Source organism: Pseudomonas sp. 14P_8.1_Bac3, from assembly GCF_025466085.1.
Taxonomy (GTDB): Bacteria; Pseudomonadota; Gammaproteobacteria; order Pseudomonadales; family Pseudomonadaceae; genus Aquipseudomonas.
The window spans coordinates 40,615-64,347 of sequence record NZ_JANLOD010000019.1 but is presented as its reverse complement, the minus strand read 5'-3'; the positions used below and the strand labels follow the sequence as shown (position 1 = coordinate 64,347).

Sequence of the window (23,733 nt, the reverse complement as noted above, 5' to 3'; positions counted from 1 at the left end):
AGCGGGCTTGCTCGCGAAGAGGCCCGCACATTCCTCAACGCTTGGCTGATTGCTCTTCCAACTGATCCGACTCGAACAGCTTCGCCAGTTCCGCCCGGGCTTCCTGCGCGGTCTGCAGCACCTTCGCCGCGTCGTCATACACCGCATGCTGCGCTTCCAGCACCTGTTCATCGTGATGCTGGAAGCGCTTGATCCGTGCATCCGCCTGCGCCTGGGTCAGCCCCAGCCCGACCAGGGTGCGCCGGCTCATTTCCAGGCTCGAATAATAGGTTTCGCGAATCGCCTCGGCGCCGAGGTCCACCAGGCGATGCACATGCTGGCGGTTACGGGCGCGGGCGATGATCTTGATGTGCGGGTACAGCCGGTGCACCACTTCGGCGGTCTTGATGTTGGTGTCCGGGTCGTCGGTGGCGATGATGAAGTATTCCGCCTGCTCGACCTTGGCCGCGCTGAGGATTTCCGGGCGCATCGGGTCGCCGTAGAACACCGGCACGCCCCCGAAACTGCGCGACAGTTCGATGGTTTCCACCGACGTGTCGAGGGCCACGAACTTGATGTTCTGCGCGCGCAGGATACGGGCAACGATCTGCCCCATCCGGCCCATGCCAGCGATCACCACGCGGGGTTCGTCGGTGTCGATCTCGCGGAATTTTTCCGGCACCACCACCGGTTGCACTTTCGGGCTGACCAGTCGCGCGCAGAGCAGCAGCAACAGCGGCGTCACCGCCATGGACAGGGTGATCGTCAGCACCAGCAAGTCGTACAGGCGCGGCTCGAACAGGCCCTGATCGCGGCCGATCTTGAACACCACGAAGGCAAATTCACCGCCCGCGGCCAACACGATACCGAGCCGGATCGCACTGACCTTGCCCAGCCCGCCAGCCAGTCGACCCACCACAAACAGCAGCGGCAGTTTGATCGCGATCAGCAACAGGGTCAGCCCCAATACCGTGATCGGCGCGCTGAGCAGCAGACCCAAATTGGCGCCCATGCCGACGCTGATGAAAAACAGCCCGAGCAGCAAACCCTTGAACGGTTCGATCTGCGCCTCGAGTTCGTGACGGTACTCGGAGTCCGCCAGCAGCAAACCGGCGAGGAACGCGCCCAATGCCATGGACACGCCGACCAGGTCCATCAGCCATGCCGTGCCGATCACTACCAGCAACGCGGTGGCGGTGGACACCTCCGGCAAACCGGTTTTTGCGACGACGCGAAACACCGGCCGCAACAGATACCGTCCGCCGATCACCACCACGGCGATGCTGCCCAACACCCGCAAGCCGTGGTTCAAGTCCTCGGCCGCGCTGGTGGTGTGATCACCGCCCGCCAGCAGCGGCACCATGGCGATCAGCGGGATCGCGGCGATGTCCTGGAACAACAGGATCGCAAACGCCAGTCGCCCGTGAGGACTGGTCAGCTCCTTGCGCTCGGCCAGGCTTTGCAGGCCAAACGCCGTGGACGACAACGCCAGGCCCAGGCCCAGCACGATTGCGCTGTTCAATGGCTGGCCAAACAGGAACCACGCCACCACGCCAATCACCGAGCCGGTCAGCACCACCTGGGCCAGACCCACGCCAAATACCGCTTTGCGCATGACCCACAAACGCCGTGGCGACAGTTCCAGACCAATGATGAACAACAGCAACACCACGCCAAGCTCGGAAATATGACTGACGCTTTGCGGGTTGCCGATCAGGCCCAGCACCGACGGCCCGATCAGCACCCCGGCAAACAGATAGCCCAGCACCGCCCCCAGTTGCAGGCGCTTGGCCAAGGGAACGGTGAGCACCGCCGCGAACAGAAACACGACAGCGGCTTGCAACAGATTGCCTTCATGGGGCATGGCGAAACTCCAGGACTCGGTACGGCGGGGGGGCACAAGGATAAAGGGTGAGGCAGCAGGCGTCAGCCTGAACATAATCGCTCGGCGATAATGTAGTTACATTTTGCATTAATTGGAGGCATCCATAGGATAAACTGATCAGTCTGTCCGTCCCGCGAGCGCGTTTCATGGCCATCAACTTCGACCTCAGTGACCTGCAAGCCTTCCGCGCCGTGGTCGAGCAGGGCAGTTTTCGCAAGGCCGCCGACACCGTGCGCATCTCCCAGCCAGCGCTGAGCCGGCGTATCGAGAAGCTCGAAGATGCCCTCGGTGTTCGACTGTTCGATCGCACCACGCGCAAGGTTACGCTGACCCAGGCCGGACGCGGTTTCATCCCCAGCGTCGAGCGCCTGCTCGACGATCTGGACGTCGCGTTGCTGGGCATCAGCGAAGTCGCCTCGACCCGCCTCGGTCATGTCACGGTCGCTTGCGTACCGTCCGCGGCGTACTACTTCATGCCGCGGGTGATCGCTCACTACCACCGGCAATTTCCGCGAATCAAAGTCAAGGTGCTGGATGCCAGTGCTCACGAAGTGCTCAGTGCCGTGGTCAATGGCGAGGCGGATTTCGGGCTCAGTTTCCTCGGCAACCTCGAGGCCGAAGTCGACTTCTTGCCGTTGGTGCAGGAGGGTTATGTGGTGGCTTGTCGGCGCGATCATCCGTTGGCGGGGCGCAGCAGCGTGACCTGGGACGAGTTCTATCAGCAGGACTACATCTCGCTGGACAAAACCTCCGGCAATCGCTTTCTGCTGGATCAGGCGCTGACCGGCATTGTGCCGCAGCGCCAGAGCATCTGCGAAACCCGCCACGTCACCACGATGATCGGTTTGGTCGAGGCAGGACTGGGCGTGGCCGCCGTGCCGCTGATGGCCATGCCGGCGGCGGATCACCCGATCCTGACGCGGGTGACGCTGACCGATCCGCAGGTCATGCGCAGTGTCGGCCTGATCAAGCGCCGGGGTCGCACATTGACCCCGGCGGCGTTGGAGCTGGAGCGGTTGGTCGTGGAAATGAAGGTTCAGGTCAGCGGCTGACCGAGTCCAGCCCGGTGGCGTTCACGTCCGGTTGAGCGGCCGACGACGCGAGGTAGTCCAGCAGCGCCTTGGCTTCTGCCGGGTGTTGCGCTCCAACGGGAATCCCGGCAGCGAAACGTGTCACCGATTGCACTGACTCCGGGATTTTCGCCACAAAACTCACGCCTGGCACTGGCAGCAGCTCGCTCACCTGCTGGAAGCCCAGCTGATAATCGCCGGTGGCAACCACCGAGCCCACCGGGATTTTCGGGATCATCTTCGATTTGGCCTTGAGCTGGTCTTCGATGCCGAGGCGCTTGAACAGCTGATCTTCGATGTACACACCGCTGGCGCTGTCGGAGTACGCCACCGATCGGGCCTCCAGCAAGGTCTTTTTCAGGCCGTCGATGCTGCTGATGTCCGGTTTCGGCGCGCCTTCACGGACCACCAGGCCGATCCGCGAGTCGGCCAGTTCGACCCGTGAGGCCGGGTCGACCTTGCCTTGCTTGATCAATTCATCCAGGGCATAACCGACCATGATCACGACGTCGGCCTTTTCACCGCGGGCCAGGCGATTGGGGATCGCTTCCGGTGCCTTGCCCATCGACGGCCCGAGGGCGGTGTCCAGCGTATTGCCGGTGGACGCGGCGAATTTCGGACCGAGGATTTTGTAGGCGGCGGTGAAACCACCGGACGTCATCACGTGGAGCTCCTCAGCCTGCGCAAGGGCGCTCAGCCCCAGGCTGGTCAACCCCAGGCTGGTCAACAAGGTCAGGGCAGCCACATTCAACAGTTTTTTCATGATCATATTCTCGAAAAAGAGGGGTCAGGACATCGCCGGTTGCAGGCGCCCGGAGGAGCGGCGATAGAGATACAGCGTCGCGCCCAGGGCGCAGAGTGCCGCGAAACTCATCCAGTAACCGGGCGCCGCCTTGTCGCCGGTGTACTGAATCAGGAAGGTCGACATCGCCGGTGTGAAGCCGCCAAACACCGCGGTGGCCAGGCTGTAGGCCAGGGAGAAACCGGCCACTCGAACCTCCACCGGCATGATTTCGGTGAGCGCCGCAATCATCGCGCCGTTGTACAAACCGTAAATGAACGACAACCACAGCAAGACCAGCAGCATGTTGAGGAAGCTCGGCGCGTTCACCAGATAAGTGAGCGCCGGGTACGCGGTGGCGAGGGTCAGCAACGCCATGGCGATCAACACCGGGCGCCGGCCGATGCGGTCGGAGAGGGCGCCGCCAATGGGCAGCCAGAAAAAGTTCGACACGCCGACCAGCAACGTCACCAACAACGCGTCGGAAGTGCTCAGGTGCAGCACGGTTTTGCCGAAGGTCGGGGCGTACACCGTGATCAGGTAGAACGCGGTGGTGGTGAGGGCAACCATCATCATTCCGGCAAACACGATGACCCAGTTCTGTCCCAGCGTGCGAAACACCTCGCCCATGCTTGGCCGATGTTTGCGCGCTGCAAACTCTTCGGATTCTTCCAGGTTGCGGCGCAGGAAAAAAATGAACGGCACAATCAGGCAACCGACGAAAAACGGAATTCGCCAGCCCCAGTCGGCAATCGTCGCCGGCGCCATCCACTGGTTCAGTCCATAGCCGAGCGCCGCCGCGACGATGATCGCGACTTGCTGGCTGGCGGACTGCCAACTGGTGAAAAAGCCTTTGTTGCCGGGGGTGGCGATCTCCGAGAGGTACACCGAAACGCCGCCCATTTCCGCACCGGCCGAGAAGCCTTGGAGCAAACGCCCGACCAGGACGAGCGCGGGGGCGAACAGCCCGATGGTTTCGTATCCCGGCACCAAGACAATCAGGATTGTGCCGCACGCCATGATCGACAGCGTGACGATCAAGCCTTTGCGCCGGCCGACATCGTCAATGTAGGCGCCGAGCACCACCGCGCCCAATGGACGCATCAGGAACCCGGCGCCAAACACGGCGAAGGTCATCATCAGGGACGCAAATTCACTGCTGGCCGGGAAAAACGCGGCGGCAATCTGGGTGGCGTAGAAGCCGAAAAGGAAAAAGTCGAACTGTTCGAGAAAATTTCCCGAGGTCACCCGGAAAATGGCACTGGCGCGAGAGCGCCCGGAAGGGATTGCTGCTGTCATGACCTGGACTCCACCGCTTTTATGACGTGCGCTGCGTCGGCGCGGCGCACGGTTCTTATTGGGGCGAATGGTGGAGCAGGTCGATCGATATGATAAGTGCATTGTTGGCATGCATTGATGTGCGGGATGGATCAATGCAAGTCGAAGGAATGATTTTCCGGCACCGCAGTCGGAGTTCAGGACTAAGACATCACTGGAGGTTCACCGATGAACAGCAAAACCCTTATCGCCAGCCTCGCCCTTGTCGCAGGCCTTGCCGCGATCAGCCCGATCGTTCAAGCCGCGGAACCACAAAAAACCGTCCAGCCCAGCGCCACCAATACTCGCGAACTGGTGGTCGGCGACCGCGCCCCGGATATTTACCAACGCCCTGAGAAGGCCATCGGCAACTGGAAGGCCAAAGGCCTGAAAGCCCCGAAAGAACAGGCGCAATGGGTGCAGGTCAATGGCAAGTACATGATGGTGATGATCACCAACGGGACGATTCTGGATATCACGCCGGTGGAGCGTTAGGTCGACAGCATCAACCGCTGCATGCTCGATACATGGTCCGGGAACACGGCGACGCCGATGCGGGCGTCGATGCCGGTGGCGCGCAGGATGCGCGGTGGATTTGCCTTCGACGGCGAATTCTGCGAAAAACCTGCGCCCGCGTCCCGGACGGGCCAAACAGTGAGCGAGTAGCCGCATGAACGACGAACTGCAAATCATCGATATCGAACAGGGCGAAGGCAAAGCCGCCGTCAAAGGCGCACTGATCACCACCCAGTACCGCGGCTGGCTGGAAGACGGCACGGAATTCGATTCTTCCTACAGCCGGGGCAAACCTTTTCAGTGTGTGATCGGTACGGGAAGGGTCATCAAGGGTTGGGATCAGGGAATCATGGGAATGCAGGTTGGCGGCAAGCGCAAGCTGCGGGTCCCGGCGCACCTGGCCTACGGCGAGCGCACCGTGGGTGCGATCCCGCCAAATTCAGACCTGACGTTCGAGATTGAGTTGCTGGAAGTGCTGACGCGGGATGATTGATCGGATTCCTGTGGGCGTGACCCGACCAAGGGTCAACTGACGACTTGAACCGGGCGTGTCGACGCTATACTGTATATCTACACAGTATAAGGCGCGCCCCATGGAACTCATCGACAAGCTCAGCATTCTCGCCGACGCCGCCAAGTACGACGCGTCCTGCGCCAGCAGTGGCGCGCCGAAGCGCAGCTCTGAAGGCAAGAGCGGATTGGGCGCTACCGATGGCATGGGTATCTGCCACAGCTACACGCCCGACGGGCGCTGTGTGTCGCTGCTGAAGGTCCTGCTGACCAACTTCTGCCTCTACGACTGCCAATATTGCGTAAACCGGCGCTCCAGCGACGTGCCGAGGGCGCGGTTCACGCCGGAGGAAGTGGTGACGCTGACGCTGGATTTTTACCGGCGCAACTGCGTCAGCGGGTTGTTTCTCAGTTCCGGGATCATTCGCTCGGCGGACTACACCATGGAGCAGTTGATCCAGGTTGCCAGGTTGTTGCGCGAAGTCCATGAATTCAGAGGATATATTCATCTAAAGACGATTCCCGAAGCGGACCCGGCGTTGATCGAGGAAGCGGGTCGCTACGCCGATCGCCTGAGCGTCAATATCGAATTGCCGACCAATGCGAGCCTCCAGACACTGGCCCCGGAAAAACAGCTCGGCTCGATTGAACAGGCGATGCAGACCATTTACACCGGCGAGCAAACCGTCCTCAACGAACCCCGCGCGCCAAAGTTCGCGCCGGCCGGTCAAAGCACGCAGATGATTGTCGGCGCCGATGAAACCGACGACAGCACCATTCTCCATAGCGCCCAGGCGCTGTACGGCAACTACCGTTTGCGTCGGGTCTACTACTCGGCGTTCAGTCCGATCCCCAACAGCCCGAAGAGCGTGCCGCTGGCCGCGCCACCGCTGATGCGCGAGCACCGCTTGTATCAGGCGGACTTCCTGTTGCGCAGTTACGGTTTTACTGCCGGTGAACTGTTCAAGGGGCCGGGGCACCTGGCGCTGGACATCGACCCGAAACTGGCCTGGGCGCTGGAAAATCGCGAGGTGTTCCCACTGGACCTCAATCGCGCCGAGGCATCGTTGATCGCTCGCATTCCCGGCATCGGCCTGCGCACCACCGAGCGGCTGGTCGAGTTACGCCGTCAACGACGCATCCGCTACGAAGACCTGGCCCGCATGCGCTGTGTGCTGGCCAAGGCGAAACCGTTTTTCATCACCAGCGACTACCACCCGCAGCAGGCCGAGGTCACCAGTCATCTGCTGTACCAGCAATTGCGCGACCGGCCGCAACCGCAGCAAATGGGGTTATGGGGATGATCAATCTGGATTGCGATGATCTGTTCGATACCTGGCGTCTGCAGGCGCGCTGGCTGCTGAGTCATGGTATTGATCCGAGCCGGGTGAGCTGGGCCAGTGAGGGCGTGCCTGATCTTTTCGCCAGCGATGAATCGATCCCTGAAACCCAGGGACCCTTTCAGGCGCGAATTCCGCGAACGTTGCTCGATACCCTTGAACGCGCCGCTCGTTATCGCGGTCATCAACGCTGGAGTTTGCTGTACGAGGTGCTGTGGCGGGTCAGCCATGGCGACCGCACCGCAATGATGGCGGGTGACAAGCTTGGTAGTGAATTACAGAGAAGAATCAAGCAGATACAGCGAGAAGCTCATCATTTACATGCATTCGTGCGGTTTGTTGCGTTGCCTGAAAACGAGGGTCCGCATTACGTGGCCTGGCATGAGCCTGCCCACGACATCCTGCACAGCGCCAGTGAACATTTCATTGGCCGCATGGGCCGCCACCGCTGGCTGATCGCCACGCCCCGGGATGGTGTCTACTACGACGGCGAGCGGTTGATCCATCAGCGGCAATGCCCGGTTGAATGGCAGCAGCTGGCGCAAAACGTCGACGATCCGCAGGGCAACATGTGGTTGACCTACTACACCCACATCTTCAATCCGGCGCGGCTGAACCCGAAAGTCATGCAAGGGCATCTGCCGGCGCGGTTCTGGAAGAACCTTCCGGAAGGCGCGCTGATTCCGGGATTGATCACCCAGGCAAGGACCGGCAAGCAGCAGGACGGGCAGGCGAGCAGCATCAAAGGCAGGGGCGGCAAGCGCATCGGCGCCAAACCCCTGTAGGAGCGTGCGAAGCCCCAAACAAAAAGCCCCCCATCGCCAATGCGGTGGAGGGCTTCGATGCATCAGGGGTCAGGTCAAACCTTGACGATCCAGCCTGCTGGCGCTTCGATGTCGCCGGTTTGCACACCGGTCAGCTCTTTGTAGAGCTTCTGGGTGACCGGGCCGACTTCGGTTTCGCTGTGGAAAACGTGCAGGTGATCGTTGTAGCTGATGCCGCCGATGGGCGTAATCACCGCGGCAGTACCGCAAGCGCCGGCTTCCTTGAAGTCGGACAGCTTGTCGATCAGCACGTCACCTTCAACCACTTCCAGGCCCAGGCGCGATTTGGCCAGTTCGATCAGCGACAGGCGGGTGATGCCCGGCAACACCGACGGCGAGTTCGGGGTCACGAACTTGTTGTCGTGGGTGATCCCGAAGAAGTTGGCCGAACCGACTTCCTCGATTTTGGTGTGGGTCATCGGGTCCAGGTAGATGCAGTCGGCGAAGTGCGCTTTCTTGGCCTGGGAACCTGGCATCAGGCTGGCGGCGTAGTTGCCACCGACCTTCGCCGCGCCGGTGCCTTGCGGGGCCGCACGGTCGTAGCTGGAGATCAGGAAGTTGTGCGGGGTCAGGCCACCTTTGAAGTAGGCACCGACCGGGATGCAGAAGATCGAGAAGATGAATTCAGGTGCGGTACGCACGCCGACGTTGTCACCGACGCCGATCACGAACGGACGCAGGTACAGCGCGCCGCCGGTGCCATAAGGCGGGATGAAGCGTTCATTGGCGCGAACCACCTGTTTGCAGGCTTCGATGAACTGCTCGGTTTCCACGATCGGCATCAGCAGCCGTGCACAGCTGCGTTGCATGCGCAGGGCGTTCTGGTCCGGGCGGAACAGGTTGATCGAGCCATCCTTGCAACGATAGGCCTTCATGCCTTCGAAGCATTGCTGACCGTAGTGAAGGGCCGTGGAACCTTCGCTGATGTGCAGCACATTGTCTTCGGTCAGGGTGCCTTCGTCCCACTCGCCATTCCGCCAATGCGACAGATAGCGCTTGTCAGTCTTGATGTAATCAAAACCCAGCTTGTCCCAATTGATGCTTTCGTTACCCATGACACCCTCTATCACTGAACAACCGTCGAAACGGTTCAAGGCTTCTGACGTTTTTTGGATGGGGACAACAATACTTCATTCCGGGCCTGTTTCGCAGCCCGGAATGCGATTCCTCTAGGAGCTGGCGTGCCAGCGGTCGGTACAGCGCGGTGTCAGAGACTCCGCCATCGCCGGCAAGCCGGCTCCTGCAGGTTCAGCGTCGGTCGGTTTTAGAGGTGCAACGCGTGGCCCAAGGCCCGCAGCGCCGCTTCCTGGACCGCTTCGCCCAAGGTCGGATGCGCATGGATGGTGCCAGCGATGTCTTCCAGCCGCGCGCCCATTTCCAGGCTCTGGCCAAACGCCGTCGACAGCTCCGACACCCCGACACCCACCGCTTGCCAGCCGACAATCACATGATTGTCCCGACGAGCGACCACCCGCACAAAGCCGCTTTTCGATTCCAGGGTCATCGCCCGGCCATTGGCCGCGAACGGGAAGCTCGACACGACGCAGTCCAGGCCCGCCGCCTTGACCTCGTCCGGGGTCTTGCCGACCACCACCAGTTCCGGGTCGGTAAAGCACACGGCAGCGATTGCGGTCGGGTTGAACTCACGGGTTTTGCCGCTGATCAGCTCGGCCACCATTTCGCCCTGGGCCATGGCCCGGTGGGCGAGCATCGGTTCACCGCTCAGGTCACCGATGGCGTAGACGTTGCGCATGCTGGTCTGGCAGCGGTTGTCGATCTTGATCGCCGCGCCGTTCATGTCCAGATTCAGCGCTTCGAGGTTCCAGCCCTGCGTGTTCGGTTTGCGCCCGACGGCCACCAGCACTTGATCACTTTCCAGGTTCAGGGTGTCGCCATTCGGATCGATAACTTGCAATGTATTATTAGAAAAATCAAAGGCTTGAACGCTGTGTTTCAGGTAAAGCTTCAAGCCAAGTTTTTTCAGTTCATCGTGAACCGGCTGGGTCAACTCGGCGTCGTAGGCCGGCAAGATGCGATCCTGCGCTTCGACCACACTGACGTCGGCACCGAGCTTGCGATAAGCAATGCCCAGCTCCAGGCCGATGTAACCGCCACCCACCACGACCAGGCGTTTCGGCACGGACTTCGGTGCCAGGGCTTCGGTGGACGATATGATCGGTCCACCAATCGGCAGCATCGGTAGGTTCACGCTTTTCGACCCGGTGGCCAGCACCAGGTGTTCGCACTGAATCCGCGTGTCGCCGACTTCAATGGTCTTGCCGTCAATCACTTTGGCCCAGCCCTGAATGACCTGGACCTTGTTCTTCTTCAACAACGCGGAAACGCCGGTGGTCAGGCGATCAACGATGCCGTCCTTCCACTCGACGCTTTTAGTGATGTCCAAAACCGGCGCTGAGACGCTGATGCCCAAAGCCGAGTGCTGGCTGTGCTGCTGCGTCTGGTGAAATTGTTCCGCGACGTGGATCAAGGCTTTCGACGGTATGCAGCCGATGTTCAGGCACGTGCCGCCCAGTGATTCGCCTTCTACCAGAATGGTCGAAATGCCCAGTTGACCGGCGCGAATCGCCGTTACATAACCGCCAGGACCGCCGCCGATGATCAGCAGCGTGGTGTTCAAAGTCTGCATGCCTTACCCCACAAACAGGGTGGCGGGTTGTTCGAGCAAGCCACGGACGGCCTGGATGAATTGCGCCGCGTCCATGCCATCGACCACCCGGTGATCGAAGGAACTGGAGAGGTTCATCATCTTGCGAATCACGATCTGGCCTTTGACCACCATCGGGCGCTCGACGATTTTGTTCACGCCGACAATCGCCACTTCCGGCAGGTTCAGCACCGGAGTGCTGACGATGCCGCCCAACGCGCCAAGGCTGGTCAGGGTGATGCTCGAACCGGACAACTCATCGCGGCTGGCCTTGCCATTACGCGCGGCAGTCGCCAGGCGGGAGATTTCCGAAGCGTTATCCCACAGGCTGCGGGCTTCGGCGTGACGCACCACGGGCACCATCAATCCGATATCCGCCTGGGTGGCGATGCCCACATGCACCGCGCCGAGACGGGTGATGACCTGGGCTTCGTCATCGTAACGGGCGTTGATCTGCGGGAAGTCGCGCAGGGCGACAACCAGAGCACGGACCAGAAACGGCAGCAAAGTCAGCTTGCCGCGGGTCGCACCGTGTTTTTCGTTGAGGTGCGCGCGCAGCTCTTCCACCGCGGTGACGTCGATTTCCTCGACATAACTGAAGTGCGCGGCGCGCTGGGTGGCGTCCTGCATGCGCTGGGCGATCTTGCGACGCATGCCGATCACCGGGATTTGTTCTTCGTCGTTGCGCTGGGCATAAGCGCTAGAGACGGTGGATGCATTCGACTGACCCTGGGCCAGATAGGCGTCGAGGTCCTCGTGCAACACCCGACCGGCAGGACCGGTGCCACGCACCAGGCGCAGCTGGATACCGAGATCGAGTGCATGTTTACGCACGGCCGGCGAGGCCAGCGGGCGCTCATCGGCCTCGCGGGCCACCACCGGCCCCTGACTGACGGCCGCTCGTGGCGCTGGCGCGGCGACAGGTTTGCTTTGCACAACCGTTTCAACTGTCGGCGCCGCAACCGGCGTTTCTTTTACGGCAACTGCTGCAGGCTGGGCCGACTCCTTGAGATTGCCCGCGCCCTCGACTTCAATGCTGATCAGCACGCTGCCGACCGCCATGACTTCGCCTGGCACACCGCCGAGCGCGATCACCTTGCCATGCACCGGCGAAGGGATGTCGACCATCGCCTTGTCGGTCATCACATCGGCGAGCACCTGATCCTCGACGACCATGTCGCCGACCTTGACGTGCCACACCGACAATTCAACTTCTGCAATGCCTTCACCAATGTCCGGCATCTTGATAACGTGCGTGCCCATTCAGACCTCCATAACCCGGTGCAAAGCCGCGCCCACACGGGTCGGGCCAGGGAAATACGCCCACTCTTGCGCGTGCGGGTAGGGAGTGTCCCAGCCGGTGACGCGTTCGATCGGCGCTTCCAGATAATGGAAACAGTGCTCTTGCACCAGGGCAGCCAGTTCGGCACCGAAGCCGCAGGTGCGGGTCGCTTCGTGAACGATCACACAACGGCCGGTTTTCTTCACGGACTTGACGATGGTTTCCAGGTCCAGCGGCCACAGGCTGCGCAGGTCGATGACTTCGGCGTCGATCCCGGTTTCTTCCGCCGCAACTTGCGATACATACACGGTGGTGCCGTAGGTCAGGATGGTCACTTCCTTGCCCGGACGGGTGATGGCGGCGACGTCCAGCGGCACGGTGTAGTAACCATCCGGGACTTGCGCGGCCGGGTGTTTGGACCAGGGCGTAACCGGACGATCGTGGTGACCATCGAACGGGCCGTTGTACAGGCGTTTCGGCTCGAGAAAGATCACCGGGTCATCGTTTTCGATGGAGGCGATCAGCAAGCCTTTGGCGTCATAAGGGTTGGACGGCATCACCGTACGCAGGCCGCAGACCTGGGTGAACATTGCCTCGATGCTCTGGCTGTGGGTCTGGCCGCCGTAAATGCCGCCGCCGCAAGGCATGCGCAGGGTCATCGGTGCGGTGAACTCGCCGGCCGAGCGATAGCGCAGGCGCGCCGCTTCGGAGATGATCTGGTCCGACGCCGGATAAACGTAGTCAGCGAACTGAATTTCGGCCACCGGGCGCAAACCGTAGGCGCCCATGCCGACGGCGACGCCCACGATGCCGCTTTCGGAAATCGGTGCGTCGAACACACGGGAGGTGCCGTACTTGGTCTGCAGGCCTTCGGTGCAACGGAACACGCCGCCGAAGTAGCCCACGTCCTGACCGAACACCACGACGTTGTCGTCACGCTCAAGCATCACATCCATGGCCGAGCGCAGGGCCTGGATCATGGTCATGGTGGTCGTAGTCATGGCGGTTTCCAGCTCAATATTATTGTTGTGATCGTTCATGTCAGATCCCCAACTCCTGACGCTGGCGCTTCAAGTGCTCCGGCATCTCTTTATAGACGTCTTCGAACATGGTCGCGGCGCTTGGAATCTGGCCGCCGGCGAGGGTGCCGTACTGCTCGGCCTGTTTCTGCGCGGCGATGACTTCGGCTTCCAGCTCGGCGCTGACGGCAACGTGTTCTTCTTTGGACCACTCACCGATCTTCACCAGGTGTTGCTTGAGGCGTGCAATCGGGTCGCCCAACGGGAAGTAGCTCCAGTCGTCGGCAGGGCGGTATTTCGATGGATCATCGGAGGTGGAGTGCGGGCCGGCCCGGTAGGTGACCCATTCGATCATGGTCGGGCCGAGGTTGCGGCGGGCCCGTTCGGCGGCCCAGGCAGAGGCGGCATACACCGCGACGAAATCGTTGCCGTCGACCCGCAGGGAGGCAATCCCGCAACCGACGCCACGACCGGCGAAGGTGGTGGCTTCACCACCGGCAATCGCCTGGAACGTGGAAATCGCCCATTGGTTGTTGACCACGTTGAGGATCACCGGCGCGCGGTAGACGTGGGCGAAGGTGAGGGCGGTGTGGAAGTCCGCTTCAGCGGTCGCGCCGTCGCCAATCCAGGCCGAGGCGATTTTGGTGTCGCCCTTGATCGCCGAGGCCATGCCCCAGCCCACGCCCTGTACGAATTGGGTGGCAAGGTTGCCGGAAATGGTGAAGAAGCCGAAGTCCTTGACCGAGTACATGATTGGCAACTGCCGGCCTTTGAGCGGATCGCGCTCGTTGGACAGCAGTTGGCAGATCAGATCGACCAATGGCACTTCGCGCGCCATCAGGATGCTTTGCTGACGGTAGGTCGGAAAGCACATGTCATCGACGTTCAGGGCCAACGCCTGGCCGCTGCCGATGGCTTCTTCGCCGAGGCTCTGCATGTAGAACGACATTTTTTTCTGGCGCTGGGCGACGACCATGCGGTTGTCATAGATGCGCGTCTTGAGCATGGCACGCATGCCTTTGCGCAGGATTTCGCTCGGAACACCTTCAGCCCATGGACCGAGGGCATTGCCCTGGTCGTCGAGCACGCGAATCAGGCCTTTGGCCAGGTCGGCCGTGTCGGCGGGTTCAACGTCAATGGCGGGTTTGCGCACCGTGCCAGCGTCGGTCAGACGCAGGTAGGAGAAGTCGGTCTTGCAGCCTGGGCGGCCCGAGGGTTCGGGAACGTGCAGGCGTAGCGGTTTATACGCTTGGTTCATGGCTTCTACGCTCGATCTTGTGAATTTCTTGTAGTGAGCTGACCGTCATCCCACGTGTAATGGAAATCTTGTCCTACAAACATCATAGGCGCGGCGCGGAAGAATATTTATCTGTCTTTCGTTGCGTTGGTGATCATTTGAGGATAAAAAATCTGCATAAACATAAAAAACAGGTGGTTTTGTCTCATGCGCAAACTGGACCGTACCGATATCGGCATTCTCAACAGCCTTCAGGAGAATGCGCGCATCACCAACGCTGACCTCGCACGCTCGGTGAACCTGTCGCCAACGCCGTGTTTCAACCGGGTCAAGGCGATGGAGGAATTGGGCCTGATTCGCGAGCAGGTGACATTGCTGGACGCGGATTTGCTGGGGCTGCATGTGAATGTGTTCATTCATGTCAGCCTGGAGAAACAGGTGGAGGAGGCGTTGCAGCAGTTCGAGGAGGCGATCTCGGATCGCCCGGAAGTGATGGAGTGTTACTTGATGGCGGGTGATCCGGATTATCTGATCCGGGTGCTGGTGCCGACCATCCAGTCGCTGGAGCGCTTCATGATGGACTTTCTCACCAAGGTGCCGGGGGTGGCGAATATCCGTTCAAGCTTTGCGCTCAAGCAGGTGCGTTATAAAACCGCGCTGCCGTTGCCGGCGAATGGGTTGATCCTGGGCAGCTGACTTTTCATCTCAAAATCTGTTAAGCGGAATCTTCAGGTACGTGACGCCGTTATCCTCGGCCGGCGGCAGATGCCCTGCGCGCACGTTGACCTGAATCGCCGGCAACAACAGCGTCGGCATGCCCAGTCCGGCATCGCGTTCGATGCGCATGGCGACGAACGCTGCCTCATCGATGCCGTCGTGGACGTGGATATTGCTTTTGCGCTGCTCACCCACCGTGGTGTGGCAGTGTGATTCCCGGCCTTGCGGCGGATAGTCGTGGCACACGTAAAGCCGCACGCTCGCCGGAAACGCCAGGAGCTTCTGGATCGAGGCAAATAACTGATTGGCATTGCCGCCGGGAAAGTCGCACCGTGCAGTGCCGACGTCCGGCAGGAACAGCGTGTCGCCCACCAGAATGATGTCGCCGTCGATCAGGTAAGCCATATCTGCCGGCGTGTGCCCGGGCACATGCAGCGCCGTGGCGTTGAGCCTGCCGATCATGAACGATTCGTCCGGCGCGAACAGGTGATCGAACTGCGAGCCGTCCACGGCAAATTCCGCTTCAAGGTTGAACAGGCCCTTGAACACACCCTGAACCTGGCTGATCGATTGCCCGATGGCAATCCGCCCGCCCAGTTCCCGGCGCAGATACGGCGCGGCGGACAGGTGATCGGCATGGGCGTGGGTTTCCAGCAGCCATTGCACCTGCAACCGGTGTTCGCCGACGAAGGCCACGATCTTGTCCGCCTGGGTGGTAGCCGTGCGCCCGGCGGCCGGGTCGTAGTCGAGGACCGGGTCGACGATCGCACACTGACCGCCGTCGGCTTCGTAGATCACATAGCTGTAGGTCGACGACGCGGGGTCAAGGAACGCTTCAATCAAGGCTGGCATGGTGGCCGTTTCTTTCGGGACAGGCCTTGAGGGTAGTGCCATTTTCCCCGCGCTGGCCAGTCTGATCGCAATTCAATGAGTGAAAAATGCTGCGCGGGCTCTATCCTGTCAGTCATCGATACCGGGCGTTCCCGGCTTTTTTTCGCTGATATGAGTGTTCTATGTTGCTGGCAATTTTTTTTGGCGTGGTGATGGGCCTGGTCCTTGGGCTGACGGGTGCCGGGGGTGGCATTCTGGCTGTCCCGGCGTTGGTGCTGGGCTTGGGTTTGAGCATGACTCAGGCAGCCCCCATCGCCTTGTTTGCGGTGGGCAGTGCCGCAGCCGTCGGCGCGATTGACGGCTTGCGGCATGGCCTGGTGCGCTACCGCGCGGCGCTGTTGATCGCGTTGTTGGGGGCGATCTTTTCGCCGGTCGGCATCTACTTCGCCCATCAGTTGCCGGAACGGATCCTGATGATCCTTTTCAGCATGCTGATGGTCATGGTGGCCTGGCGCATGCTGCGCCGCGAACGTCACGACGAAGGCCCGAACGACCACGGCCACGCCAACTGGGGCCAGAAAAACTGCATGCTCGATCAACAGACCGGGCGCTTTTCCTGGACCGCCAAATGCACCGCGACCCTGGCGGCACTCGGCGCGGTCACCGGGGTGGTCTCGGGATTGCTCGGGGTCGGCGGCGGGTTTCTGATCGTTCCGGCTTTCAAGCAACTGACCGACGTGCAGATGCGCGGCATCGTCGCCACGTCGCTGATGGTCATCAGCCTGATTTCCGCCATCGGCGTGATCGGCGCGTTTCATGCCGGGGTGCGGATCGACGCGGTGGGCGTGGCGTTCATCGTGGCGAGCGTGGTTGGCATGATTTTCGGTCGACAGTTGTGCGCGCGGGTGCCGGCCCGGGCCTTGCAGGTTGGCTTCGCCAGTGTCTGCGTCGTGGTCGCGGTTTTCATGCTGTATAACGCGAGCGCCTGACAGGTCTTACACCCTAAGTCCCGGGCCTGTCGCGGCCCGGTCTTACGCCGAATTTGCCGGGCGCCACCGGCCATTCCAAAGCACCCCGATACTGCCTCCAAGGCAGCGTATGACGCCGCCGATCGGCTTTCGATAATCGCCTCCGACATCCAGTCCCCCCGCTGCGGAGCGCGTCATGCACAACAATAAGAACTTCAAGCACCGTTACTTGCCAGCCCTGATCGCCAGCCTGTCGACCCTCGGCATGAGCTCGCTCGCCGAAGCCGAGATCATGCTGTACGACAAGGACCAGACCACGTTTTCCACCGATGGCTACATCAACGCGTTTTACGTAAACAGCGACGTCGACCGGGCCGGCGAGCAATACGATCGTCGGCAGGCGCGGGTGAAAATGGGCTTCCTGCCCAACTACCTGGGCTTCAACATGGGCAAGCAGATCGATGACCTCAAGCTCGGTGCCCGCGCATCGTTCTGGGTGACCATCAACGACAGCGAAACCAACGGCACCGACACCGCGATCGACGTGCGCCAGTTCTACGGCACGGTGGCCAACCCAGAGTGGGGTGAAGTGCTGATCGGCAAGGACTTCGGCCTGTTCGCCCGCTCCAACATCCTGCTCGACGAATTGCTCGCCGGTTATGGTCAGGTCAGCGACAGCCTGGGGCTGGTGGATGGCGGCGGGGTGTCCTTCGGCAATATCGGCAGCGGTTACCCGTACCCGTTCCCCACCTCGCAGATCACTTACCGCACCCCGGTGATGGACGGCCTGCGGGTGGCAGTCGGCATCATGGACCCGGTCGACACCAACGACAGCAGCCCGACCGGCAAGGCCTACCAGGAAAACCCGCGCACCGAGAGCGAGATCACCTATCAGTTCGACCTCGCCGGGGCGAAGATCTACAGCTGGATCAACGGCAGCTACCAGACTTCGGACAACACCGACTCCACCGTCGCATCGGTCACGTCCAAGGGCGTCGGTTATGGCGTGCAGGCGAAAATGGGCGGTTTGTCCCTCACCGGGTCGGGGTTCCAGGCCAAGGGCATCAATCCGTTCTTCACCAACAACGCCGGCGAGCCGACCCTGCGCAATGTCGACAGCGACGGTTACCTGCTGCAGGGCTCCTACAAACTGGGCAAGAACCGCCTGGCCTTGTCGTACGGCAAGACCAAGGACGACGGCAACGGCGTGGTCGGCAGCGGCGCGGACTACGAGACTCGCGGCATTGCGCTGTTCCATGACGTCAATGACAACCTGAAACTGGTGGCGGAATACAACCAGTTCGAAATCAACGGCCACGACACCCGCGCGCAGAATGAAAACACCGATACCTTTGCGGTGGGGGCGGTGTTGACCTGGTAACCCATAAGTCGACGTTACCCAAACCTTGTGGGAGCGAGCCTGCTCGCGAAGACGGAGTGACTGGCAACAAGACCGTTGCCCGACACGCCGCCTTCGCGAGCAGGCGCGCTCCCACAGTGGAATTCGCGGCGAAAAGTCTCATCCCATCGAACCGCGAGACCGCTACCCAAGTAGCATACGTCGCCGCCCCCAGCCTTCGTACACTCGCACCTCATACAGGCGCACCTGCGGGAGGCGACGATGCAGCCGGTTCAGAGTGAAGGTGTCGTCAGTGCCATGTCCCAGGCGACCGATGCCCAGCAAGCGGCGCAGGAACTGGCCCGCCAGCTGTTGCATCCGCATTTGGGGTTTGTGTTGTTTTTCTGTTCCGCCGAATACGACCTGCAGGCGCTGGGCCTGGCCTTGCAGCAGAGCTTCGGCGGCATCCGCCTCGTGGGCTGCACCAGCGCCGGGGAAATCACCCCGTTGGGCTACGGACGCAATTGCGTGACGGCGGTGGGTTTCGATCATCGGCATTTTTCCATCGACGCCGAGCTGATCGACGAGATGGAGCGCTTCAGCCTGATCGACGCCCAGCAAATGGTCGAGCGTCTGGTCAGCGGTTGTCGCAGCAACACCCTGGCGCCGATCAAGGGCAACAGTTTTGCCCTGACCTTGCTCGATGGCCTGTCCAGCCGTGAAGAGATGGTTCTCGCAGCGCTCAGCGCCGCCTTGGGTGACATCCCGCATTTCGGCGGCTCGGCCGGTGACGACAACTACCTGACCCACACCCACGTGTATTTCGACGGCGCGTTTCACAGCGGCGCGGCGGTGGTGATGCTGGTCAACACCTGGCTGGACTTCGAAGTCTTCACCACCCACCACATCCTGCCACGCTCGGAAAAACTGGTGGTCACCGGGGCCGACAGCGCCTCGCGCCGGGTGTTCGAACTGAACGCCGAACCCGCTGCCGAGGAGTACGCCCGGCACATCGGCATGGCCGTGGCCGATCTCGATCACCGGACGTTCGCCGCGCACCCGCTGGCGGTACGCATCAACGATCAGTATTACGTGCGGGCCATCCAGCAGGTGCATCCGGACCTGAGCCTGAGTTTCTACTGCGCGGTGGAAAATGGCATCGTCCTGACGGTGATGACGCCGGGGCCGATATTGCCGAACCTGCAAAGCCTGTTTGACGGTTTGCACCAGCGCCTCGGTGATCTGCTGCTGACTCTGGGCTGCGATTGTTTTCTGCGGCGCATGGAGCTGGAAGCCGACGGCAGCCTCGAGCAGATCGGTACATTCTTGCGCGATCAGCGGGTGATGGGTTTCAACACCTACGGAGAACAGTTCAATGGCATGCACATCAACCAGACCTTTACCGGGGTTGCCATTGCCCGAGGCCGGACCCCTGGACACCGCTGAACTGCAGGCGCAAATCGCCGGCTTGCAGCACGAAAACCGCAAATTGCAGCGCATCAACGGCGCGTTGATCGAGCGGATCGAGTCCGGCGTCACCCGTGGCAATGACCCCTACAGCGCGTTCCAGCATTCGGTGGTGCTGGCCGAACAGGTACGGGAACGCACCGACGCCTTGAACCAGGCGATGGCCGAACTCAAGTCCGGCAATCATTTGCTCAGCGAAGCACGCCTGCGGGCGGAAACCGCGCATCAGCATCTGATCGATGCCATCGAGAGCATCTCCGACGCTTTTGTCCTGTTCGACGCCGAGCAACGCATCGTCCTGTTCAACAGCCGCTTCAAGGCGTTCTGGGGCAACAGCCGGGTGCGGATCAACGCGGGCATGCGCCTGGCGGAAGTGAAGCGGATGATGTCCGTCAGCGGGCTGTTCACCGAGGAACCGCGCGGCCACGCCGACGAAAATCTGCTCTATCGCTTGCCGGACGGCCGCTGGCTGCAGGTCAGCGAACGGCCGACCCAGGAAGGCGGGCGGGTGATCCTGTTCACCGACATTACCGACGTCAAGCTCAGTGAAACCGTGCGCCGCGAACAGGCCGTGGCGCAGAAATCGCATTTGTTGCAGCGGGCGGTCGACAACCTGTCCCAGGGCGTGGCCATGGTCAACGCCGAGGGCATTCTGGAACTGTGGAACCGGCGCTTTCTCGAACTCAGCGGACTCGCCCCGGTGGCGGCCCATCGGGCATTCGCCGAAGTGATCGCCGACAGCGAATTGACCCTGCTGACCCCGGCCAGCCGTGACGGCAACGGGCGGCCGGTGCAGGAGTGCGAGCAGCGCCTGTTCGATGGCCGGGTTCTGGAAATTCGCACCCATCCGCTGCCCACCGGCGGTTTCGTCAACACCTTCACTGACATCACCGAGCGCTATCAACACGCCGAAGCGCTGAGCGAAAGTGAACGCTGGATTCGCCTGATCACCGACCACGTGCCCGCGCTGATTGCCTACCTCAACGCTGATCTGGTCTACGAATTCACCAACAAGGTTTACGAGGAATGGTACTGCTGGCCGCGCGGTGTGATGCTCGGGCAGAGCCTGCGCGAAGCGCACAGCGAGCGGCATTACCAGCGCCTGGAAGCCTACGTCGCCCGGGCGTTGGCGGGTGAAAGCGTGACCTTCGAGTTTGCCGAAACCAACATCAACAATCAGGAGCGCTACATGCTGCGCTCCTACGTGCCGAACCGCTTGGCCACTGGCGAAGTGGTGGGGATCTTCGTGTTGATCCGTGACATCACCGAACGCCGGCGCACGGCCGAGGCGTTGCACCAGGCCTATCAGAATCTGGAACTGCGGGTGCGGGAACGCACCGCGGAGCTGACCACCCTCAATGATCAGTTGCTGCGCGAAATCGATGAGCGTCGGCGCGTGGAGTCGCGGCTGCGTGAGGCCAAGCTCGACGCCGAGCGGGCCAACCTGTCGAAGACCAAGTTCCTTGCCGCTGTCAGCCACGACCTGTTGCAGCCGCTGAACGCTGCACGGCTGTTCACCAGCGCGCTGCTGGAGCGCCGTGAGCCCGTGGCCAACGAGATTCTGGTGCGCAACGTCAGCAACTCGCTGGAGGACGTGGAAAACCTGTTGGGCACGCTGGTGGATATTTCCAAGCTCGATGCCGGGGTGATCAAGGCCGACATCGCGCCGTTCGCCTTGAGCGAGTTGCTGGACAACCTCGCCGCCGAATACACCCAGGTGGCGCGCAGCGAAGGGCTTGAACTGCATTTCATCCGGTGTTCGGCGCTGGTGCGTAGCGACATTCAGTTGCTCGCGCGGATCCTGCGCAATTTACTGAGCAACGCCCTGCGCTACACCTACAGCGGTCGAGTGGTGCTCGGCTGCCGGCGTCGTCATCAACGCTTGTCGATCGAGGTCTGGGACAGCGGCATGGGTATCGCGGAAAACCGCCTGGAAGAGATTTTCCAGGAATTCAAACGCGGTGATGTGCAGCGTCCCGATCAGGATCGCGGGCTGGGCCTGGGGCTGGCGATCGTCGAAAAAATTGCCGGGATTCTCGGGCACCGGATTCACGTGCGTTCGTGGCCGGGCAAAGGCTCGGTGTTCTCGGTCGAGGTGCCGTTGAGCGCCACGGCGCCCAAGGCGTTGCCTACCTTGCTGATGAGCGAACCGATGCTGGAACGTCTGCGCGGTGCGCGGGTGTGGGTATTGGACAACGACGCGGCCATTTGCGCGGGCATGCGCACCTTGCTGGAAGGGTGGGGCTGTCAGGTGGTGACGGCGCTGTCGGAGCAGGACCTGGCGCGGCAAGTGGACAATTACCACGCTGAAGCAGATTTGCTGATTGCCGATTACCACCTGGACGACGACCAGAACGGCGTCGACGCCGTGGCCCGCATCAACGCCCGCCGGGCTTCAGCGATTCCGGCGATGATGATTACCGCTAACTACAGCAATGAACTCAAGCAGCAGATTCGCGAGTTGGGGCATACGTTGATGCACAAACCGGTGCGGCCGATGAAGCTGAAGACGGCGATGAGTCATTTGCTCGGCAGGCCTTGAGGCTTGCGGTGTGTGTACCGGCCCTTTCGCGAGCACGCCCACAATTGATCCGGGCCGACGCGGTCACCTGTGGGAGCGAGCCAGCTCGCGATGGGGGCGACTCGATCTCAGCGCCGCAGATAAGACCCGAAATCAATATCCCCGGCACTCAGGATCGCCTGCACCCGATTGTGCACATTGAGCTTGCGCAGAATCGCCGAGACATGCGCCTTGACGGTGGTCTCGGCGATTTCCAGGGTGTAGGCGATCTGTTTGTTCGACTCGCCCTTGGTCATGCGTTCCAGCACCAGCAATTGTTTGCGGGTCAAGGCCTGGAGCAGTTCCGGGGGGAAGCTCGGGGTGTCGTTCATTCGGCGATGGGTACCGCTTTTCTGAGTGCGGATGATGTCCGGCGGCAAGTAGACGTTACCGTTGAGAATCTGCTGGATCGCGTCCGTCATCTGCACCCGTGGCGAGGACTTGGTGATAAAGCCCACCGCGCCGTAGGTGATGGCTTGCAGCACGATCTGCTTGTCCTGCTCGGCGGAAACGATCACCACCGGAATGGTCGGCGCCTCGTTGCGCAGGTTGATCAGGCCATTGAGGCCGTGCATGCCGGGCATGTTCAGGTCGAGCAGGATCAGGTCCAGGTCGTCATGGTCCTGGGTCAACGCCAGGGCGCTGTCCAGGTCAGCGGTTTCCATGACCTCACTGCCGGGAAATCCATCGCTGATGACGTTATGAATGGCTTCGCGAAACAGCGGGTGATCGTCGGCAATCAGAATTTTGTACATAGCCTTTCACCTCATTATTTTGATTATGGTGTGGCAACTCCACGCAGGCGTAAAGCTCAAGGAAAGGGTTCGGGCTGGGCCGGCGTCACAGGCAGGTTCGCCGCTTGCCAGGCATCCAGCCCGTCGCGATACCAATACAGGGTTTTATAGCCCATGGCGGCAGCGCGTTTGACCGCGTTCCAGCTCGCCCAGCAATCGGATCGGCAATAGAAAACCAGGGGCTGCTGCAAATTGCCGGCGCTGAATTTATTCAGGTTACGTGTGAAGTAGTCCTGCCAGTCGGGTGCGAGGTCACCATCGCCGGTGTTGGCCAGCCAATGACTGCCAGGCAGGTTCTCATGGGGCTGGTCTTCGATGAAAAGGCCTTGCAGCCATTGGCGGCGGTAGACATCGATCAGCACCGGACGCGGGGTCTGGCTGAGCAGGGTTTGCAGGGCGGCGGTATCGAGCACGGTAGCGCCCTGGACCTGAGTCGGCGTCGGGCTGCGGTACAGGCCGATCCGGTAACCGTCGGCGGAGAACAACGGCGCCTCGGCCCGGGCCGTTCCCAGCAACAGGCTCAGCGATAACGCAACGAGTGAAGGGCGCAGCAGGCAACGTCGGGCACGCGGCATGGGGGTTCGATCCTTATAGTTATGAACCCATTACATGCCAGTCGCGGTGCCTTGGGA

The 23,733-nt window shown here is 61.3% G+C and carries 21 protein-coding genes; 10 read left to right on the top strand and 11 right to left on the bottom strand.

Going from position 1 to position 23,733, the window contains the following annotated elements; all coding sequences use genetic code 11:
- Positions 1 to 34: 34 nt before the first annotated feature.
- Entirely contained in the window at positions 35 to 1,843 is a 1,809-nt protein-coding gene (locus NTD84_RS07025; RefSeq protein WP_262164277.1) for a monovalent cation:proton antiporter-2 (CPA2) family protein, read from the bottom strand.
- 167 nt (positions 1,844 to 2,010) lie between these two features.
- Here NTD84_RS07025 and NTD84_RS07020 point away from each other — a divergent pair, with 167 nt between their 5' ends.
- Complete coding sequence (locus NTD84_RS07020) at positions 2,011 to 2,916, top strand: LysR family transcriptional regulator (RefSeq protein ID WP_262164275.1); 906 nt, start codon at positions 2,011 to 2,013, stop codon at positions 2,914 to 2,916.
- Here NTD84_RS07020 and NTD84_RS07015 read toward each other — a convergent pair.
- Both NTD84_RS07015 and NTD84_RS07010 read right to left on the bottom strand, forming a co-directional pair.
- Positions 2,906 to 3,697, bottom strand: a complete 792-nt coding sequence (locus tag NTD84_RS07015) for a substrate-binding domain-containing protein (protein WP_262164273.1) — start codon at positions 3,695 to 3,697, stop codon at positions 2,906 to 2,908. The genes NTD84_RS07020 and NTD84_RS07015 overlap by 11 nt on opposite strands.
- A 24-nt stretch (positions 3,698 to 3,721) precedes the next feature.
- Positions 3,722 to 5,014 (bottom strand): MFS transporter, encoded by a 1,293-nt coding sequence (locus NTD84_RS07010; protein ID WP_262164271.1) that lies wholly within the window; start codon positions 5,012 to 5,014, stop codon positions 3,722 to 3,724.
- Positions 5,015 to 5,221: 207 nt separating this feature from the next.
- Between NTD84_RS07010 and NTD84_RS07005 the strand changes: the two genes are divergently transcribed.
- From NTD84_RS07005 to NTD84_RS06990, 4 genes are all read left to right on the top strand, one after another.
- On the top strand, positions 5,222 to 5,527 hold the full coding sequence (locus tag NTD84_RS07005; protein ID WP_262164269.1) for an RcnB family protein: 306 nt from the start codon (positions 5,222 to 5,224) through the stop codon (positions 5,525 to 5,527).
- A 175-nt stretch (positions 5,528 to 5,702) separates the two neighbouring features.
- Positions 5,703 to 6,041: an FKBP-type peptidyl-prolyl cis-trans isomerase gene (locus tag NTD84_RS07000; RefSeq protein WP_262164267.1), complete on the top strand. Its 339-nt coding sequence runs from the start codon at positions 5,703 to 5,705 to the stop codon at positions 6,039 to 6,041.
- Positions 6,042 to 6,141: 100 nt separating this feature from the next.
- A complete protein-coding gene (locus NTD84_RS06995) occupies positions 6,142 to 7,362 on the top strand; it encodes a putative DNA modification/repair radical SAM protein (protein WP_262164266.1) in 1,221 nt (406 codons plus the stop codon).
- Positions 7,359 to 8,183 (top strand): TIGR03915 family putative DNA repair protein, encoded by an 825-nt coding sequence (locus tag NTD84_RS06990; protein WP_262164265.1) that lies wholly within the window; start codon positions 7,359 to 7,361, stop codon positions 8,181 to 8,183. The genes NTD84_RS06995 and NTD84_RS06990 overlap by 4 nt, the downstream gene beginning before the upstream one ends.
- 74 nt (positions 8,184 to 8,257) lie before the next feature.
- Here NTD84_RS06990 and NTD84_RS06985 read toward each other — a convergent pair whose 3' ends face one another.
- The 5 genes from NTD84_RS06985 to NTD84_RS06965 all read right to left on the bottom strand — a co-directional run bounded on the left by NTD84_RS06985 (position 8,258) and on the right by NTD84_RS06965 (position 14,446).
- Complete coding sequence (locus NTD84_RS06985) at positions 8,258 to 9,277, bottom strand: branched-chain amino acid aminotransferase (RefSeq protein WP_262164263.1); 1,020 nt, start codon at positions 9,275 to 9,277, stop codon at positions 8,258 to 8,260.
- A gap of 209 nt (positions 9,278 to 9,486) precedes the next feature.
- Entirely contained in the window at positions 9,487 to 10,869 is a 1,383-nt protein-coding gene (gene lpdA, locus NTD84_RS06980) for a dihydrolipoyl dehydrogenase (RefSeq protein ID WP_262164261.1), read from the bottom strand.
- A 3-nt stretch (positions 10,870 to 10,872) separates the two neighbouring features.
- Positions 10,873 to 12,150, bottom strand: coding sequence for a dihydrolipoamide acetyltransferase family protein (locus tag NTD84_RS06975; protein ID WP_262164259.1), 1,278 nt, complete (start codon positions 12,148 to 12,150; stop codon positions 10,873 to 10,875).
- Positions 12,151 to 13,209 (bottom strand): alpha-ketoacid dehydrogenase subunit beta, encoded by a 1,059-nt coding sequence (locus NTD84_RS06970; protein WP_262164257.1) that lies wholly within the window; start codon positions 13,207 to 13,209, stop codon positions 12,151 to 12,153.
- A gap of 1 nt (position 13,210) precedes the next feature.
- Positions 13,211 to 14,446, bottom strand: a complete 1,236-nt coding sequence (locus NTD84_RS06965; protein ID WP_262164254.1) for a 3-methyl-2-oxobutanoate dehydrogenase (2-methylpropanoyl-transferring) subunit alpha — start codon at positions 14,444 to 14,446, stop codon at positions 13,211 to 13,213.
- Between the two features lie 186 nt (positions 14,447 to 14,632).
- Here NTD84_RS06965 and bkdR point away from each other — a divergent pair, with 186 nt between their 5' ends.
- Entirely contained in the window at positions 14,633 to 15,121 is a 489-nt protein-coding gene (gene bkdR / locus NTD84_RS06960; RefSeq protein ID WP_262164252.1) for a Bkd operon transcriptional regulator BkdR, read from the top strand.
- 9 nt (positions 15,122 to 15,130) lie between these two features.
- Here bkdR and NTD84_RS06955 read toward each other — a convergent pair whose 3' ends face one another.
- The gene (locus tag NTD84_RS06955; RefSeq protein WP_262164250.1) at positions 15,131 to 15,994 is read right to left on the bottom strand and encodes an MBL fold metallo-hydrolase; all 864 of its coding nucleotides are present in this window, start codon (positions 15,992 to 15,994) and stop codon (positions 15,131 to 15,133) included.
- Positions 15,995 to 16,155: 161 nt separating this feature from the next.
- Here NTD84_RS06955 and NTD84_RS06950 point away from each other — a divergent pair, with 161 nt between their 5' ends.
- The 4 genes from NTD84_RS06950 to nahK all read left to right on the top strand — a co-directional run bounded on the left by NTD84_RS06950 (position 16,156) and on the right by nahK (position 22,289).
- Positions 16,156 to 16,962, top strand: a complete 807-nt coding sequence (locus tag NTD84_RS06950) for a sulfite exporter TauE/SafE family protein (RefSeq protein ID WP_262164249.1) — start codon at positions 16,156 to 16,158, stop codon at positions 16,960 to 16,962.
- A gap of 175 nt (positions 16,963 to 17,137) precedes the next feature.
- Entirely contained in the window at positions 17,138 to 18,322 is a 1,185-nt protein-coding gene (locus NTD84_RS06945) for a porin (protein WP_262164247.1), read from the top strand.
- 240 nt (positions 18,323 to 18,562) lie between these two features.
- Entirely contained in the window at positions 18,563 to 19,726 is a 1,164-nt protein-coding gene (nosP, locus tag NTD84_RS06940) for a nitric oxide-sensing protein NosP (RefSeq protein ID WP_262164244.1), read from the top strand.
- On the top strand, positions 19,695 to 22,289 hold the full coding sequence (gene nahK / locus NTD84_RS06935; protein ID WP_262164316.1) for a hybrid sensor histidine kinase/response regulator NahK/ErcS': 2,595 nt from the start codon (positions 19,695 to 19,697) through the stop codon (positions 22,287 to 22,289). Before nosP ends, nahK begins: the two co-directional genes overlap by 32 nt.
- Positions 22,290 to 22,396: 107 nt before the next feature.
- Here the strand turns inward: nahK and NTD84_RS06930 are convergent, their stop codons facing one another.
- Together NTD84_RS06930 and NTD84_RS06925 are read right to left on the bottom strand one after the other, a co-directional pair.
- A complete protein-coding gene (locus NTD84_RS06930) occupies positions 22,397 to 23,062 on the bottom strand; it encodes a response regulator transcription factor (RefSeq protein WP_008024898.1) in 666 nt (221 codons plus the stop codon).
- A 56-nt stretch (positions 23,063 to 23,118) separates the two neighbouring features.
- Positions 23,119 to 23,676: a PQQ-dependent catabolism-associated CXXCW motif protein gene (locus NTD84_RS06925; protein ID WP_262164241.1), complete on the bottom strand. Its 558-nt coding sequence runs from the start codon at positions 23,674 to 23,676 to the stop codon at positions 23,119 to 23,121.
- Positions 23,677 to 23,733 lie beyond the last annotated feature (57 nt).

Excerpts from the sequence above, each read along its gene's own strand:
- NTD84_RS06930 (WP_008024898.1), bottom strand. The coding sequence starts at position 23,062 with ATGTACAAAATTCTGATTGCCGACGATCACCCGCTGTTTCGCGAAGCC.
- NTD84_RS07025 (WP_262164277.1), bottom strand. The coding sequence starts at position 1,843 with ATGCCCCATGAAGGCAATCTGTTGCAAGCCGCTGTCGTGTTTCTGTTC.
- NTD84_RS06945 (WP_262164247.1), top strand. The coding sequence starts at position 17,138 with ATGCACAACAATAAGAACTTCAAGCACCGTTACTTGCCAGCCCTGATC.
- NTD84_RS07005 (WP_262164269.1), top strand. The coding sequence starts at position 5,222 with ATGAACAGCAAAACCCTTATCGCCAGCCTCGCCCTTGTCGCAGGCCTT.
- bkdR (WP_262164252.1), top strand. The coding sequence starts at position 14,633 with ATGCGCAAACTGGACCGTACCGATATCGGCATTCTCAACAGCCTTCAG.
- NTD84_RS06995 (WP_262164266.1), top strand. The coding sequence starts at position 6,142 with ATGGAACTCATCGACAAGCTCAGCATTCTCGCCGACGCCGCCAAGTAC.
- nosP (WP_262164244.1), top strand. The coding sequence starts at position 18,563 with ATGCAGCCGGTTCAGAGTGAAGGTGTCGTCAGTGCCATGTCCCAGGCG.
- NTD84_RS06955 (WP_262164250.1), bottom strand. The coding sequence starts at position 15,994 with ATGCCAGCCTTGATTGAAGCGTTCCTTGACCCCGCGTCGTCGACCTAC.
- NTD84_RS07000 (WP_262164267.1), top strand. The coding sequence starts at position 5,703 with ATGAACGACGAACTGCAAATCATCGATATCGAACAGGGCGAAGGCAAA.
- NTD84_RS07020 (WP_262164275.1), top strand. The coding sequence starts at position 2,011 with ATGGCCATCAACTTCGACCTCAGTGACCTGCAAGCCTTCCGCGCCGTG.
- NTD84_RS07010 (WP_262164271.1), bottom strand. The coding sequence starts at position 5,014 with ATGACAGCAGCAATCCCTTCCGGGCGCTCTCGCGCCAGTGCCATTTTC.
- NTD84_RS06985 (WP_262164263.1), bottom strand. The coding sequence starts at position 9,277 with ATGGGTAACGAAAGCATCAATTGGGACAAGCTGGGTTTTGATTACATC.
- lpdA (WP_262164261.1), bottom strand. The coding sequence starts at position 10,869 with ATGCAGACTTTGAACACCACGCTGCTGATCATCGGCGGCGGTCCTGGC.
- NTD84_RS07015 (WP_262164273.1), bottom strand. The coding sequence starts at position 3,697 with ATGAAAAAACTGTTGAATGTGGCTGCCCTGACCTTGTTGACCAGCCTG.
- NTD84_RS06965 (WP_262164254.1), bottom strand. The coding sequence starts at position 14,446 with ATGAACCAAGCGTATAAACCGCTACGCCTGCACGTTCCCGAACCCTCG.
- NTD84_RS06925 (WP_262164241.1), bottom strand. The coding sequence starts at position 23,676 with ATGCCGCGTGCCCGACGTTGCCTGCTGCGCCCTTCACTCGTTGCGTTA.
- NTD84_RS06975 (WP_262164259.1), bottom strand. The coding sequence starts at position 12,150 with ATGGGCACGCACGTTATCAAGATGCCGGACATTGGTGAAGGCATTGCA.
- NTD84_RS06990 (WP_262164265.1), top strand. The coding sequence starts at position 7,359 with ATGATCAATCTGGATTGCGATGATCTGTTCGATACCTGGCGTCTGCAG.
- NTD84_RS06950 (WP_262164249.1), top strand. The coding sequence starts at position 16,156 with ATGTTGCTGGCAATTTTTTTTGGCGTGGTGATGGGCCTGGTCCTTGGG.
- NTD84_RS06970 (WP_262164257.1), bottom strand. The coding sequence starts at position 13,209 with ATGAACGATCACAACAATAATATTGAGCTGGAAACCGCCATGACTACG.